Annotated in this window: 11 protein-coding genes; 4 read left to right on the forward strand and 7 right to left on the reverse strand. The window is 71.7% G+C overall.

Going from position 1 to position 13,532, the window contains the following annotated elements:
* The first annotated feature begins 10 nt into the window (after positions 1–10).
* From nth to BM076_RS30870, 3 genes are all read left to right on the forward strand, one after another.
* Positions 11–835 carry an endonuclease III gene (nth, locus tag BM076_RS30860; RefSeq protein ID WP_093717037.1) on the forward strand — a complete coding sequence of 275 codons (825 nt, stop codon included), beginning with the start codon at positions 11–13 and terminating at the stop codon, positions 833–835.
* Positions 832–1,614 (forward strand): NUDIX hydrolase, encoded by a 783-nt coding sequence (locus BM076_RS30865; protein WP_093717038.1) that lies wholly within the window; start codon positions 832–834, stop codon positions 1,612–1,614. Before nth ends, BM076_RS30865 begins: the two co-directional genes overlap by 4 nt.
* An 88-nt stretch (positions 1,615–1,702) precedes the next feature.
* A complete protein-coding gene (locus BM076_RS30870) occupies positions 1,703–2,902 on the forward strand; it encodes a MarP family serine protease (RefSeq protein ID WP_093717039.1) in 1,200 nt (399 codons plus the stop codon).
* Positions 2,903–2,976: 74 nt separating this feature from the next.
* Here BM076_RS30870 and BM076_RS30875 read toward each other — a convergent pair whose 3' ends face one another.
* The 6 genes from BM076_RS30875 to BM076_RS30900 all read right to left on the reverse strand — a co-directional run bounded on the left by BM076_RS30875 (position 2,977) and on the right by BM076_RS30900 (position 10,850).
* On the reverse strand, positions 2,977–3,159 hold the full coding sequence (locus BM076_RS30875; protein WP_093717040.1) for a hypothetical protein: 183 nt from the start codon (positions 3,157–3,159) through the stop codon (positions 2,977–2,979).
* 196 nt (positions 3,160–3,355) lie between these two features.
* Positions 3,356–4,330, reverse strand: coding sequence for an alpha/beta fold hydrolase (locus BM076_RS30880; protein ID WP_093717041.1), 975 nt, complete (start codon positions 4,328–4,330; stop codon positions 3,356–3,358).
* Between the two features lie 13 nt (positions 4,331–4,343).
* Positions 4,344–4,901, reverse strand: coding sequence for a phage holin family protein (locus BM076_RS30885; protein WP_093717042.1), 558 nt, complete (start codon positions 4,899–4,901; stop codon positions 4,344–4,346).
* Positions 4,902–4,947: 46 nt separating this feature from the next.
* A complete protein-coding gene (nhaA, locus tag BM076_RS30890; RefSeq protein ID WP_093717043.1) occupies positions 4,948–6,339 on the reverse strand; it encodes a Na+/H+ antiporter NhaA in 1,392 nt (463 codons plus the stop codon).
* Between the two features lie 202 nt (positions 6,340–6,541).
* The gene (gene acs, locus BM076_RS30895) at positions 6,542–8,500 is read right to left on the reverse strand and encodes an acetate--CoA ligase (protein ID WP_093717044.1); all 1,959 of its coding nucleotides are present in this window, start codon (positions 8,498–8,500) and stop codon (positions 6,542–6,544) included.
* A gap of 88 nt (positions 8,501–8,588) precedes the next feature.
* Entirely contained in the window at positions 8,589–10,850 is a 2,262-nt protein-coding gene (locus BM076_RS30900; RefSeq protein ID WP_093717045.1) for a bifunctional SulP family inorganic anion transporter/carbonic anhydrase, read from the reverse strand.
* A gap of 240 nt (positions 10,851–11,090) precedes the next feature.
* On the opposite strand from BM076_RS30900, the gene BM076_RS30905 reads away from it, so the two are divergent.
* The gene (locus tag BM076_RS30905; protein ID WP_093717046.1) at positions 11,091–12,410 is read left to right on the forward strand and encodes a polysaccharide deacetylase family protein; all 1,320 of its coding nucleotides are present in this window, start codon (positions 11,091–11,093) and stop codon (positions 12,408–12,410) included.
* A gap of 1 nt (position 12,411) precedes the next feature.
* On the opposite strand, the gene BM076_RS30910 is transcribed toward BM076_RS30905, so the two are convergent.
* A complete protein-coding gene (locus BM076_RS30910) occupies positions 12,412–13,476 on the reverse strand; it encodes an ATP-binding protein (RefSeq protein ID WP_093717047.1) in 1,065 nt (354 codons plus the stop codon).
* Between the last annotated feature and the right edge of the window lie 56 nt (positions 13,477–13,532).

Genomic DNA, 13,532 nt, shown 5'->3' on the forward strand with positions numbered 1-13,532 from the left:
GCTTGCCGCCATGGCGACGAATGGTACGAGCGGGGCCGGCGGGCGGGCGCCGGTCAAGAAGGCGAAGGTCGCGCAGACGCACACCGGGCTGGTGCGGCAGGCACGGCGGATCAACCGTGAGCTGGCCGAGGTGTATCCGTACGCGCACCCCGAGCTGGACTTCGAGAACCCCTTCCAGCTGCTGGTCGCCACGGTGCTGTCCGCGCAGACCACCGACCTGCGGGTGAATCAGACGACGCCCGCGCTGTTCGCGAAGTATCCGACGCCCGAGGACATGGCGGTGGCCGACCCGGAGGCGCTGGAGGAGATCCTGCGCCCGACCGGCTTCTTCCGCGCCAAGGCGAAGTCGGTGCTGGCGCTGTCGGCGGACCTGCGGGACAAGTTCGACGGCGAGGTCCCGGGCACTCTCGAGGATCTGGTGACGCTGCGCGGGGTCGGCCGCAAGACGGCCAATGTCGTTCTCGGCAACGCCTTCGGCGTCCCCGGCATCACCGTCGACACCCACTTCGGCCGCCTCGCCCGCCGCTTCGGCTGGACGACGTCGCAGGACCCGGTGAAGGTCGAGGAGGACGTCGCCGGGCTCTTCCCGCCGTCGGACTGGACGATGCTCTCGCACCGCGTCGTCTTCCACGGCCGCCGCATCTGCCACGCCCGCAAGCCCGCCTGCGGCGCCTGCCCGATCGCCCCGCTCTGCCCGGCGTACGGCGAGGGCGAGACGGACCCGGTGAAGGCCGAGAAGCTGCTCAAGTACGAGAAGGGCGGCGCCCCGGGCCAGCGCCTGAAGCCGCCGCCGGACTACCCGGGGCAGCCCGCACCCCCGCTGGCGGCCTCATGACGCACGCTCGGGGGGCGGGTACGGGGCCGGCCGGCGCGGAGCCCGGCGCCGTATCCAGCGGGAACGGTACGAACGGTACGAACCGTACGGGCGGCGGGGTCGGGACCGGGGGCGTCGGGACCGGCGCGGTCGAGATCAGTGCCGCCGGGCTGCCGTCCTGGCTGACACCGGTGGCCGACGCCGTCGCCAGGGTGCGGCCGGAGCAGCTCAGCCGCTTCCTGCCGCCGGACGGCGGCGGGCGGCAGTCGGCCGTCCTGATCCTGTTCGGGGACGGCGACCGCGGCCCGGAACTGCTGCTGATCGAGCGCTCGCGCGCCTTGCGCTCGCACGCCGGCCAGTCCTCCTTCCCCGGCGGCGCCCTCGACCCGGAGGACGGCGACCCGGACGGCGACGGGCCGGTGCGCGCGGCGCTGCGCGAGGCCGAGGAGGAGACCGGCCTCGACCCGTCGGGCGTCCAGGTCTTCGGTGTGCTGCCGCGGCTCTACATCCCGGTCAGCGGTTTCGTGGTGACCCCGGTGGTGGGCTGGTGGCGCAGGCCGACGCCGGTCGGCGTGGTCGACCCGGCGGAGACCGCCCGGGTCTTCCGGGTGCCGCTCGCCGATTTCATCGATCCGGCCAACCGCGCGACGCTGGCGCACCCCAGCGGCTTCCTCGGCCCGGCCTTCCTCGTCGAGGGCGCGCTCGTCTGGGGCTTCACCGCGGGCCTGATCGACAAGATCGTGCAGTTCGCGGGCTGGGAGCAGCCCTGGGACCACGACCGCAAGGTCCCGCTGGCATAGCGGCGGTGCCGTGGTGGACGCGGTCGTGGCGGCCGTCACCTGGGCCGTACGGTGCCGCCGGGGCGGACGGCCATGAGACCGTGTCCCCGTGAACGTGCTGGACTTTCTGCTCATCCTCGCCGCCGTCTGGTTCGCCGTGGTCGGCTACCGGCAGGGCTTCGTCGTCGGCATCATGTCGGTGATCGGCTTCCTCGGCGGCGGCCTCGCGGCGATCTATCTGCTGCCGCTGTTCTGGGACAAGGCGACGGACAGCGCCTCGCCCGGCTCGGCGGCGGTGATCACCGCCGTGGTGGTCGTGATCGTGTGCGCGTCGGTCGGGCAGGCGTTCACCACGCACCTGGGCAACAAGCTCCGCACGCGCATCACCTGGTCACCGGCCCGGGCCATCGACGCCGGCGGCGGCGCGCTGGTCAATGTGTTGGCGATGCTGCTGGTGGCCTGGCTGATCGGCAGCGCGCTGGCCACCACGGCGCTGCCGACGATAGGCCGCGAGGTGCGGTCGTCCAAGGTGCTGCTCGGGGTCTCCCGGGTGGTGCCGCAGGAGGCCGACACCTGGTTCACCGACTTCAGTTCCACCCTGGCGCAGAACGGGCTGCCGCAGGTCTTCGGCCCGTTCGGCAGCGAACCGATCACCTCGGTGCCCGCGCCCGACCCGAATCTCGTGCACAGCGCCGTCGTCACCGACGCCCGCCGCAGCATCGTGAAGGTGGTCGGCACCGCGTCCGGCTGCGGCAAGGTCCTCGAGGGGTCCGGCTTCGTCTTCGCCAAGGACCGTGTGATGACCAATGCGCACGTCGTCGGCGGCGTCTCCGAGCCCACCGTGCAGATCGGCGGCAAGGGCCGCCTCTACGACGCCCGTGTGGTGCTCTACGACTGGCAGCGCGACATCGCGGTGCTGGCCGTGCCGCATCTGAACGCGCCCTCGCTGGACTTCACCAGCGGCGACGTACAGTCCCGCGCCGACGCCATCGTGGCCGGCTTCCCCGAGAACGGCGCCTTCGACGTACGCGCCGCCCGCGTCCGCGGCCGTATCGAGGCCAACGGCCCGGACATCTACCACCGGGGCACCGTCCACCGCGACGTCTACTCGCTGTACGCGACCGTCCGCCAGGGCAACTCCGGCGGGCCGCTGCTCACCCCGAACGGGCAGGTCGCGGGCGTGGTGTTCGCCAAGTCGCTGGACGACTCCAACACCGGCTACGCGCTCACCGCCGACGAGATCCGCCCCGACATCAGCGCGGGCAAGGCGGCCGACCAGCAGGTGGACACGCAGAACTGCGCACTGTGAGGCGTACGGCCGGGGGTACGGCCGGGGACGCGTCCCCGGTGCTCATTCGGCCCGGTACTCGATCGGCCTGGTGCTCACTCGGCCCTGGTGTGCCGCAGCCGGGCGCCGACCCAGCGGGCGCGCCGCCGGAGGATGCGCGGGATTCCGATCTGGCGCTCCCCCGGGGGGAGTACGGCCAGGGGTGCCGCGCGGTTGACGGCGGCGGCGGTGCTGCGGCGATCGCGTGACACGTCACGGTAGTCGTGCGTCCAACCCATACGAAGCTAAGTGCCCGCAGCCCTTGGTCGGTAATCGCCTGTCGGTCGCTCGGTTGGCGTATGCGCCCGGCATTATGCAGATCGTATGACCGCCGGATGACTCCCGTGTGACGGCCGTGCGGGGAGGTGCGGGGTGCGGCGCCCGGGGTGGTGCCGGGGGGTGGCGCCGGGGGTGGTGCAGGGCGGTGCGTCCGGCTCAGCGGTCGGGCTCGGGATCCTTCAGCCAGTTGATCAGCTCGGCGGAGAATGCGGCCGGGTCCTCCTCGTGCGGGAAGTGCCCCAGGCCGTCGAAGAGCCGCCAGCGGTACGGGGCCTCGACGTACTCCCCGCTGCCCGCCGCGCTGCGGCTGCGCATCACCGGGTCGAGCGAGCCGTGCAGATGCAGGGTGGGCACCCGGATCGGCCGCTTCATCCGGCGGTTGAACTGGATACCGTCCGGCCGCGCCATCGACCGCACCATCCAGCGGTACGGCTCGACCGCGCAATGCGCCGTGGACGGGATCTGCATCGCGCGCCGGTAGACGTCCACGGCCTCGTCGTCGGGCAGCCGCGGCCCCGACCACTCGTGGATCAGCCGGCCGACCATCTCCGCGTCGTCCGCGACCAGGTGACGTTCCGGCAGCCACGGCGACTGGAAGCCCCAGATGTAGCCGCCGGAGCGGCTCTGCCGCAGATCGGTCAGCATGGCGCTGCGCCAGCGGCGCGGGTGCGGCATCGACTCCACGGCCAGCCGGCGCACCAGCTTCGGCCGCATCGTCGCGGCCGTCCACGCCAGGTAGCCGCCCAGGTCGTGGCCGACGAGCGCCGCGTCCGGCTCGCCGAGGGAGCGGATCACGCCGGTGACGTCGAGGGCGAGATTGCCCGCGTCGTAGCCGCGTGGGGTGCGGTCGCTGCCGCCGACGCCGCGCAGGTCCATCGCCACCGCGCGGAATCCGGCCTCGGCGAGCGCGGGCAGCTGGTGTCGCCAGGTCCACCAGAACTGCGGGAAGCCGTGCAGCAGCAGGACGAGCGGGCCGTCGCCCATCTCGGCGATGTGGAAGCGGGCGCCGTTGGCGGCCACGTCGCGGTGGGTCCACGGCCCGTCGAGGCGCGGCACCTGCCCGCCGCCCGTACGGGCACCGCCGCCCGATTCGTGTGACGATCCGCTTCCCGACCCGCCGGAGTCCCTCATGGTGGAGAGAGTGTCACATCTTCAGGTCGGACGCTTTGGTCGAACCGGTCGCGGAACCGACGGCCGAATCCCGTACGGCGACGGCCTCCTTGGAGGTGCCCTTGGACGCGTCCTTGGACGTGCTCCTGGCGGCGGCCTTCTCCAGGCTGGTGCCCGGCTCCAGCTCGCGCGGGTGCGGCTTGGCCTTCTTCATCACCGCCGCGGTCTGCTTGGCCGACTCGATCGAACGCTCCGGCTTCTTCACCTTCTTGAAGCGGCCGATCGCGAGCAGCCCGAGCAGCGCGGCGATCAGCACGTACGCGCCCGCGACGATGAGGAACGACCACCCCAGGGTGATCCCGAGCGCGTGGATCCCGTAGGCGGCGGCCATGCTGAACATCGGTACGGCGAACAGCGCCAGGGCCAGCGCCCCGACGATCGCGCCGCTGCCGAACAGCGCCCGCTTCACGTCCTGCCGCAGTTCCACCTTGACGAGGGCGATCTCGTCGTGCACCAGGGCGGAGACATCCGCCGTGGCGGAGGCGAACAACTGCCCGAGGCTGCGCCCCTCGTCGTCGTGGGCTGCGCTCATCGCGTCCTCCGTCGTCAATGTCGTTGTCGTTCCGTCAGATCATGCCTCAGCCCGCGTCGTCCGTGCCGTCGCCCCCGGCCAGACGGGCGAGCCTGCGGTGTTCTGCGGCCTTTCGCTCAAGGATCTCCGCCATCCGCAGGTGGTACGCGGGCAGGTCCTGCTCGTACACGTCGGGGACGCCGTCCCCGTCCTCGTCGCGCTCCTCCTCCGCGCACAGGGCGCGGTATCTTTTGTTCCGCAGCTTCAGCAGAATTGTCGCCAGGACGACGGAGATCAGCGACCCGACGAGGACCGCGGCCTTCACCTCGTCGGCGAGTCCCGGGTCGTCGTCGAAGGCGAGTTCCCCGATCAGCAGGGAGACGGTGAAGCCGATCCCGGCGAGCGAGGCGACCGCGAGCACATCCGGCCATGCGAGGTCGGCGTTGAGTTCGGCGCGGGTGAAGCGGGCCGCCAGCCAGGTGCCGCCGAACACCCCGAGGGCCTTGCCGACGACCAGGCCGAGGAGGACACCCAGCGTCTCGGGCCGGCTGAAGACGTCCCGGAGCGCGCCGCCCGAGACCGCGACCCCGGCCGAGAAGAGCGCGAACAGCGGTACGGCCAGGCCCGCGGAGACCGGCCGCACCAGGTGCTCGATGTGCTCGCCCGGAGAATCGCGCTCACCCTCGCGCCTGGTGCAGCGCAGCATCAGGCCCATGGCGACGCCCGCGATGGTGGCGTGCACGCCGCTGTTGTACATCAGGCCCCAGATCACCAGTGCCAGCGGCACATACACGTACCAGCCGCGCACCCCCGCGCGCAGCAGCAGCCAGAAGACGGCCAGGCCGGCCGCCGCGCCGCCGAGCGCCGCGAAGTCGATCGAGGAGGTGAAGAAGACCGCGATGATCAGGATCGCGAACAGGTCGTCGACGACGGCGAGGGTGAGCAGGAAGGCGCGCAGCGCGGCGGGCAGGCCGGTGCCGATGACGGCGAGGACGGCGAGTGCGAAGGCGATGTCGGTCGCGGTGGGCACGGCCCAGCCCTGGAGCGAGCCGCCGCCGGTGGCGCTGACCAGGGTGTAGACGCCGGCCGGCACCGCCATTCCGCACAGGGCGGCGATCACGGGCAGCGCGGCGGCGGCCGGATCGCGCAGCTCGCCCGCGACCAGCTCGCGCTTCAGCTCGATACCGGCGACGAAGAAGAAGACGGCGAGCAGGCCGTCGGCCGCCCAGTGCGCGACGGACAGATTCAGGCCGAGCGCGGAGACGCCGAAGTGGAAGTGGCTGACGCTCTCGTAGCTGTCGTGCAGTGTGTTCGCCCAGATCAGCGCGGCCACGGCGGCCACCAGGAGCAGGACGCCGCCGACGGTCTCGGCGCGCAGCGCGTCCAGGACGTAGGTGCGTTCCGGGAGCGGGAGCCGCCCGAGCACGGTGGTGGCGCGGCGGCGCGGCTGCTCAGTCACTGGGGGCGACCTCCTGGGCGGTACGTCTGGCTGCGGACACACGTGTCCCGTGTGCCGACCAGACTTCCCGGCGCGCCTCTCAGTCTTGTCGCGATCCTGCCGCGACGTGTCGCCAGCCTAACCCGAAAGCGTGAGGGGCACCCCGGTCCTCCCGGGGTGCCCCTCACGCTCTGTGCGTCCGGTGGCCGCGTCCGGCGGCCGCTCAGTCCTCGCTGGGGGCGCTCGGGAGCTTGCTCTGGATGAGGTCCATCACCGTGGAGTCGGTGAGCGTGGTCACGTCACCCAGCTCGCGGTTCTCGGCGACGTCGCGCAGCAGGCGGCGCATGATCTTGCCGGAGCGGGTCTTGGGCAGCTCGTTGACCACGAGGATCCGCTTGGGCTTGGCGATCGGGCCGAGCGTCTTGCCGACGTGGTCGCGCAGCGCGGCGGTCAGCTCCTCGCTGTCCTCGGCGGTGCCGCGCAGGATGACGAAGGCGACGATGGCCTGGCCGGTGGTGGCGTCGGTGGCGCCGACCACCGCGGACTCGGCGACCTTCGGGTGCGAGACCAGCGCCGACTCGACCTCGGTGGTGGAGATGTTGTGGCCCGAGACGAGCATGACGTCGTCGACCCGGCCGAGCAGCCAGATGTCGCCGTCGTCGTCCTTCTTGGCGCCGTCACCGGCGAAGTAGCGGCCGGGGAAGCGGGACCAGTAGGTGTCGATGTAGCGCTGGTCGTCGCCCCAGATGGTGCGGAGCATCGACGGCCACGGCTCGGTGAGTACCAGGTAGCCGCCGGAGCCGTCGGGCACCTCGTGGGCCTCGTCGTCCACCACGGTGGCCACGATGCCGGGCAGCGCGCGCTGCGCGGATCCGGGCTTGGTCTCGGTGACGCCCGGCAGCGGCGAGATCATCATCGCGCCGGTCTCGGTCTGCCACCAGGTGTCCACGATCGGGGTGCTGCCGCCGCCGATGTGCTCGCGGTACCAGACCCACGCCTCGGGGTTGATCGGCTCGCCGACGCTGCCCAGCACCCGCAGGCTGGACAGGTCGAACTTCGCCGGGATGTCGTCGCCCCACTTCATGAAGGTGCGGATCGCGGTGGGCGCGGTGTAGAGGATCGTGACGCCGTACTTCTGCACGATCTCCCAGAACCGGCCCTGGTGCGGGGTGTCCGGGGTCCCTTCGTAGATCACCTGCGTCGCGCCGTTGGAGAGCGGGCCGTAGACGATGTACGAGTGGCCGGTGACCCAGCCGATGTCGGCGGTGCACCAGTAGACGTCGGTCTCCGGCTTGAGGTCGAAGACGGCGTGGTGGGTGTAGCTGGCCTGGGTGAGGTAGCCGCCGGAGGTGTGCAGGATGCCCTTGGGCTTACCGGTGGTGCCCGAGGTGTAGAGGATGAACAGCGGGTGTTCGGCCTCGAACGCCTGCGGGGTGTGCTCGGTCGACTGCCGGCCGGTGACCTCGTGCCACCACAGGTCGCGGCCCTCGGTCCACTCCACGTCCTGGCCGGTGCGGCGCACCACCAGGACGTTGCGGACCTGCGGGGAGCGGGAGACGGCGTCGTCGATCGCCGGCTTGAGCGCGGACGGCTTGCCGCGCCGGTAACCGCCGTCCGCGGTGATGACGAGCTTGGCGTCGGCGTCGGCGATCCGGGAGGCGACGGCGTCGGCGGAGAAGCCGCCGAAGACCACCGAGTGCGCGGCGCCGATCCGGGCGCAGGCGAGCATCGCGACGACGGCCTCGGGGATCATCGGCAGGTAGACCGCGACCCGGTCGCCCTTCTCGACACCCAGCTCGGTCAGCGCGTTGGCGGCCCGGGAGACCTCGTCCTTCAGCTCGGCGTAGGTGATGCTGCGGCTGTCGCCGGGCTCGCCCTCGAAGTGCAGCGCGACGCGGTCGCCATTGCCGGCCTCGACGTGCCGGTCGACGCAGTTGTATGCCACGTTCAGCTCGCCGTCGGCGAACCACTTGGCGAACGGCGGGTTCGACCAGTCCAGCGTCTGGGTGGGTTCGGTGGCCCAGCTGAGGCGGCGGGCCTGCTCGGCCCAGAACCCCAGCCGGTCGGCCGCCGCCTGCTCGTACGCGGCCGCCGTGACATTGGCGGTAGCGGCCAGTTCGGCCGGGGGAGCGAACCGCCGCTCCTCCTTCAGCAGGTTGGCCAGGCTCTCGTTGCTGCTCACGCCAGCTCCTTGTCAGGGTGTCCCAGATGTCCCAGCACTACCTCACCAGTCCTGGGCCACCCTGACAATAGCTACCGGCAAAAATGGTTTAGACCTTTGCGGCCTCCAGGGTGGTTTCCGGTGCTGTGTCCGGCCGTACGGCGCTGAAGACGCTCGTCGTACGGTCCAGGATGTACGCCTGCGCCTCGCCCACGTGGAAGTACATCCCGTGCAGGTGGAGGGTGCCCTCGCCGACCCGGCGGGCGACACAGGGGTGTGCCATCAGGTGGTCGAGCTGCTGCATCACATTGACCAGGCTCAGCCGTTCCAGATCGTCGGCGACCGGCCGGTCCGCCAGCGCCGCTTCGCCGCGGTCCAGCCTGCCGATCCGGCCCAGCCGCGCCAGGCTCGGCCGGCCGTGCCGCAACCAGCGGGCCAGCGGCGTCTGGGCGCCCGGCTCGTGGTCGGAGAGCAGCGCCTGCATCGCGCCGCAGCCGGAGTGCCCGCACACCGTGATGTTGGAGACCTGGAGCACCTCCACCGCGTACTCGACGGCCGCGGCCACCGAGTCGCAGGAGGAGTCCGAGCCCGGTGGCGGCATCAGATTGCCGACATTGCGCACGGTGAAGAGGTCGCCGGGTCCGCTGGAGGTGATCATGCTGGTCACCAGCCGGGAGTCCGCGCAGGTCAGGAAGAGCTGGCCGGGCGACTGTCCCTCGTGGGCCAGCCGCGCCAGCTCCTCGCGGACCAGCGGCGCCGTGTTGCGCTGGAAGGCGCTGACGCCGCCGAGCAGTTGGCCGTGATCGTGACCGTGACTCCGGCTCGGGCCCCGACCGCCGCCGGTGGCGGGCGCGACGGCGGGACGGGTGCAGTGGTGGTTGCGCCACGGTGTCCACGGGCGGCAGGCGTGCGCGCTCACCGGTTCGCTGACGGTCCGTCCGGCGGCGTCGCCGAGCGTGGCGTGGCCGCCGCGCGAACGGTGCCGCACGCACCAGGCGTTGAGCGCCTCGTAGGCCGCGTGGTCCATGAAGGAGCCGTCCAGCTCCACCACCGCGTTGCCCCCGTCGGGGACCTGGGCGAACGCCCGGGTCAGCCGCGGCACCGCGAGGAACGTCAACTGGCCGGTGACCCGCACCCGGTGGCACTCCGGCTCCTCCGTCACGGTGACCCGGGTGTGGGTGAGGCGGCGCAGCGCGAGGAAGAGGGCGACCACGACACCCACGACCACGCCCTGGAGCACCCCGAACAGCACCACCGCGCCGAGCGTGGCCGCGTACACCGGGAATTCGCGGTGCCGCCGCACATGCCTGATGTGCGCGAAGCTCACCATCCGCACCCCGACCAGCATCACCAGGGCGGCCAGCGCGGCCAGCGGGATCAGTTCGAGCGCCCAGGCCGCGAGTCCCGCGCACAGCAGGACCCAGACGCCGTGCAGGACGGTGGCGCGGCGGGTGACGGCGCCCGCCTCGACGTTGGCCGAGCCGCGGATCGCGCCGCCGGCCACCGGCAGGCCGCCGAGCAGTCCCGACACGACGTTCGCGGTGCCCTGGCCGAGCAGTTCGCGGTCGAGCCGGGCCGGTGGCGCGTGCGGTCCCGGGCGCCGCGCCTGGAGGGTGTCGATGGCGACCGCGGACAGCAGCGATTCCATGCTCGCCACCAGGGTGACGGTGAGGACGGCGGCGACGATTCCGAGCACCGGACCCGTGGGCATGGCGGGCAGGACGGGGGCGGTCCACGCGGGCAGGTCGACCCGCGGCAGCGACAGCCCCGCGCTCACGGCGGTCGCCAGGACGACCGCGGCCAGCGGCGCCGGGATCACCCCCAGCAGCCGTCCGGCCCGGCCTCTCAGCCGCCGCCAGCCGAGCAGCACGGCCACCGTGATCGCGCCGATCGCGGGCGTCGTCGGGTCCGTGACCGCCAACTGGCCCGGCAGCGCGGTGACATTGGCGATCGTGGAACTCTGCGGACTGCCGCCGAGCACCACATGGAGCTGGCCGACGGCGATGACCGTGCCGATGCCCGCGAGCATGCCGTGCACGATGGCGGGACTGACGGCGAGCGCCGCTCTGGCCACCCGCAGCACACCGAGCAGCAGCTGCGCGAGCCCGGCGAGCACGGTGACGGCGCAGGTGGCGCGCCAGCCGTAGCGGTGGACGAGGTCGGCGGTGACCACGACCAGGCTGGTCGCGGCGCCGCTGACCTGGAGAGGGGCGCCGCCGAGCGAACCGGCGACGATGCCGCCGACGACAGCGGCGACGAGGCCGGACTGGAGGGGTGCGCCGGTCGCGAGGGCGAGACCGAGCGACAGTGGGACGGCGATCAGGAAGACCGTGATCGAGGCGGACAGATCGGACCGGTGGAATCTCTGCATTTTCCCGTCTCCTTCGGTGGGCGGCGGGACGCGGTAGCGGAGCGTTATCGCTCGCTATGTTCAAGGGTCAGTAAATGGAGAGTAATATCCCGACTGCGGAGAGTGAAGTCGAGAGGTCTGATCGAGGTGTTATTTACGGCTATCGAGTGAATTGGCAGATGAACGGCCAGGTCGCGGCGGCCGCAGTCGGGACGCATGTCACTTTTTGGTCAAATCCCCCTTATGTGATGTGAGGTACTCATGTACTCGCTGCGCAAGGCTCCGGCGCTACTCGCCGTAGCCGCGCTGGCCGCGGGCGCGGTCGCGTGCTCCGCCGCGTCAGGACCCGAGGCCGCACCGGGCCCTGGACCGCGCTCCGCCGCCGGTTCCGGCACCGCCGGCCGGACCGGGGCCGCCGCTCCGCAGGCGCCGCACACCGTCCGCCCGATCGGCGACGGCTCGACCGCCGACACCGGACCGCAGCCGCGCCAGCCCGTCTTCACCCGACTCGCGCCGGGCGAGCGACCGCCCCAGCTGGTCGTCTTCTCCTGGGACGGGGCCGGCGAGGACAGCCAGAAGCTCTTCTCGCACTTCCGCGCGGTCGGCGAGCGCTACCACGCGGCGATGACGTACTTCCTCAGCGGCGTCTATCTGCTGCCCGGCGACCACAAGGACGTCTACGCGCCGCCCCGGCACCCGCGCGGCGCCTCGGACATCGGCTTCAACGACCGGCAGGGCATCACCGACACCCTGCGCGAACTGCGGCTGGCCTGGCAGGACGGCAACGAGATCGGCACCCACTTCAACGGTCACTTCTGCGGCCCCAACGGCGGCGTCGGCACCTGGACCAGCCAGGAGTGGGCCAGCGAGATCCGGCAGGCCGAGGGCTTCGTGCAGCGCTGGAAGACCAACTCCGGTCTCACCGACCTCGATCCGCTGCCCTTCGACTACGCCAAGGAACTCGTCGGCGGGCGCGCCCCCTGCCTGGAGGGCCAGCACAATCTCATCCCGGCCGCCAAGGCCGCGGGCTTCCGCTACGACGCCAGCTCGATCGGCGGGCGGCAGACCTGGCCGTCGAAGATCGACGGCGTCTGGGACTTCCCGCTCCAGGACATCCCCGTCCCCGGACGCGCCTTCGAGACGCTCTCCATGGACTACAACTTCCTCGCCAACCAGTCCGGCACCGTCCACGGCGACCCCGCCAAGCACGCCGCCTGGGGCAAGCAGATGCACGACGGCCTCATCGCCGCCTTCGACCGGGCCTACCGCGGCAACCGCGCCCCGCTCTTCGTCGGCGACCACTTCGAGTCCTGGAACGGCGGCGTCTACATGAAGGCCGTCGAGGACACCATCAAGGAGGTCTGCGGCAAGGAAGGCGTGCGCTGCGTCAGCTTCAAGCAGGCCGCCGACTGGATGGACGCGCAGGACCCGGCGGTGCTGGCGAAGCTGCGCACGCTCGACGTCGGCCAGACGCCGAAGAACGGCTGGAGCGCCTTCCTGGGCGGCCCCGCCACGGGCAGCTCCGCGGCGGGGACGGACGCGGCCCCGGCAGCCGCGCGGATCAGGCCGGTCGCGGGGTAGTTCAGGCCGTGGCGACGGCGGATTCCGCCAACTGCCCCTCACCGAGCACGAAGTCGGGGTCGACCTGGGCCGCCAGGTCGGCGCCCGTCTTCTCGTTCCCCCAGCTCTCGGCGTTCTTCAGGTGGAAGTGCACCATCTGCCGGGTGTAGCGGGCCCAGTCGCGGCGCTCGTACGCGGCGTCGGCCCGCTCGTGCAGTGTCCTGAGCGCCCGGCGGTTGCCCTCCTCCAGCGCGGCGAACCGCGGCGGCCGCCCCTTCTCCATCGCACGCACCCAGTCGGAGTGGCCGACGGTCACCAGCAGGTCGTCGCCGACCTCGGCGCGCAGGAACGCCACGTCGTCCTCGCCCTGCACCTTGTTGCCGATCACGGCGAGCTCGACACCGAAGTCGCGGGCGTACTCCTTGTACTGCCGGTAGACGGCAACGCCCTTGCGGGTCGGCTCGGCCACGAGGAACGTCATGTCGAAACGGGTGAACATCCCGGAGGCGAAGGAGTCGCTGCCTGCCGTCATGTCGACGACCAGATACTCCTCGCGGCCGTCCACCAGGTGATTCAGGCACAGCTCGACCGCGCCGACCTTCGAGTGGTAGCAGGCGACCCCGAGGTCGGACTCGTTGAACGGGCCGGTGACCATCAGCCGTACGCGGTCGCCGCCGTCCACCGGCCCCGCCGCCGTCTGCACCGCAGATCCCGCCACCGAGCCTGCCGCCGGCTCCGGTACGTCGAGGCGGATGGTACGGGCGCAGGCCGCGTACACCGGATTGTCCTCGGTCAGCCGCAGCAGCCGGGAGCCGCTGCCGGGCGGCGTGGTCTTGATCATCGTCTCGGCGGAGCCGATCCGCGGGTTGGCGCCGCGCAGATATTCCTTGATCATCGGCAGGTGCGCCCCCAGCGCGGGCAGCGCGGCGGCGTCGTCCTCCGCCAGCCCGAGCGCCGGACCGAGGTGCTGGTTGATGTCCGCGTCGATCGCGACGACCGGGACGCGCGAGGCGGCGAGATGGCGGATGAAGAGGGAGGACAGCGTGGTCTTGCCGCTGCCGCCCTTCCCGACGAAAGCGATCTTCATATTCGCCAAGCGTAGTGGTGTGAATACCCTTCGTGAGTGTTTGACGTGGGGAAGGC

The organism is Actinacidiphila alni (assembly GCF_900112845.1).
GTDB lineage: Bacteria > Actinomycetota > Actinomycetes > Streptomycetales > Streptomycetaceae > Actinacidiphila > Actinacidiphila alni.